At 48.4% G+C, this 1,215-nt stretch carries 2 protein-coding genes and 1 pseudogene; all 3 read left to right on the forward strand.

Annotated features, from left to right (window positions below):
* Positions 1 to 249: pseudogene (locus J4D97_RS22945) on the forward strand (hypothetical protein); the annotation flags it as partial.
* A gap of 64 nt (positions 250 to 313) precedes the next feature.
* A complete protein-coding gene (rplL, locus tag J4D97_RS22950; protein ID WP_185281371.1) occupies positions 314 to 691 on the forward strand; it encodes a 50S ribosomal protein L7/L12 in 378 nt (125 codons plus the stop codon).
* 219 nt (positions 692 to 910) lie between these two features.
* On the forward strand, positions 911 to 1,215 hold a 305-nt coding region (locus tag J4D97_RS22955; protein ID WP_208309623.1), incomplete at its 3' end, for a hypothetical protein.

Here is a 1,215-nt window from a genome sequence, read left to right on the forward strand (position 1 = left end):
CACGTGGTCGATATCTCGCACCCGTCGTTTGAGGAGCACATTGAGGTAGTGAACGACACGCTGAAAGACATCGGCGCTAATCAACTGGATACACTCTCGACGCTGAAAGGCAAAAACGAGCTTATTGGTGAGGTTATCGGCCTTCTGCAGTCGCCTGCCAAAAATGTTATTTCTGCTCTGTCGAGCGGTGGCAACATTCTGGCTGGTCTCCTCAAAACGCTTTCCGAAAAAGAAGAGGTTGCAGGCTAACCGCTGCTCATCTTTTTCACTTTCAATTTATAATTCAACAACTCTTTTTTAACAATCTACAGAAATGGCAGATTTGAAAGCATTCGCTGAGCAGCTCGTTAGCCTGACGGTGAAAGAAGTAAACGAACTGGCTACTATCCTGAAAGACGAGTACGGCATTGAGCCGGCTGCTGCTGCTCCTGTAGCTGCTGCTGGTGGTGGCGCTGCTGCTGCTGAGGCTCCTGAAGAGAAAACGTCGTTCGACGTAATTCTGAAGGCTGCTGGTGGTCAGAAACTGGCTGTTGTGAAGCTGGTGAAAGACCTGACTGGTCTGGGCTTGAAAGAAGCCAAAGAACTGGTTGACGGTGCTCCCAAGCCTCTGAAAGAAGGCGTGGCTAAAGACGAAGCCGATTCGCTGAAGAAGCAACTGGAAGAAGCTGGCGCTGAAGTAGAAGTTAAGTAATTCTGCTGCCTAGCATCTTACCTCACAAATAAGGATAGGCCTGGCAACTAAGCCAGGTCTTTTCCTGTTTGTAGGTAATAAACTTTACGAAAGTCCTTTTACGCGCCGCTTTGCGGCTTTTCGTGGCTAAACGCATAGGGCTGTAGTTGAGTTATCAAGTGCCCTCTCAGTGTCCATTTTATAAACCCCTACCCATTGGCTACACCGAAAGAAACGGCTTTGCAGAAAGCCTACGAGCGGATCAACTTCGCCAAGATTAAAAAGGTTATTGAGTATCCGGATTTCCTGGACGTGCAGTTGCAGTCGTTCCAGGATTTCTTCCAGTTGGAGACGGCCGCCGAGAACCGCACCGATGAAGGGTTGTTCAAGGTGTTCGCGGAGAACTTCCCTATTTCGGACTCGCGCGAGAATTTCGTTCTGGAGTTTATTGATTATCACATTGACCCTCCGAAGTATTCGGTGGATGAATGTATTGACCGTGGCCTGACTTATTCAGTGCCATTGAAAGCAAAATTGCGCCTTAT

Origin of the sequence: Hymenobacter defluvii (assembly GCF_017589435.1) — a bacterium.
Taxonomy (GTDB): Bacteria; Bacteroidota; Bacteroidia; order Cytophagales; family Hymenobacteraceae; genus Hymenobacter; species Hymenobacter profundi.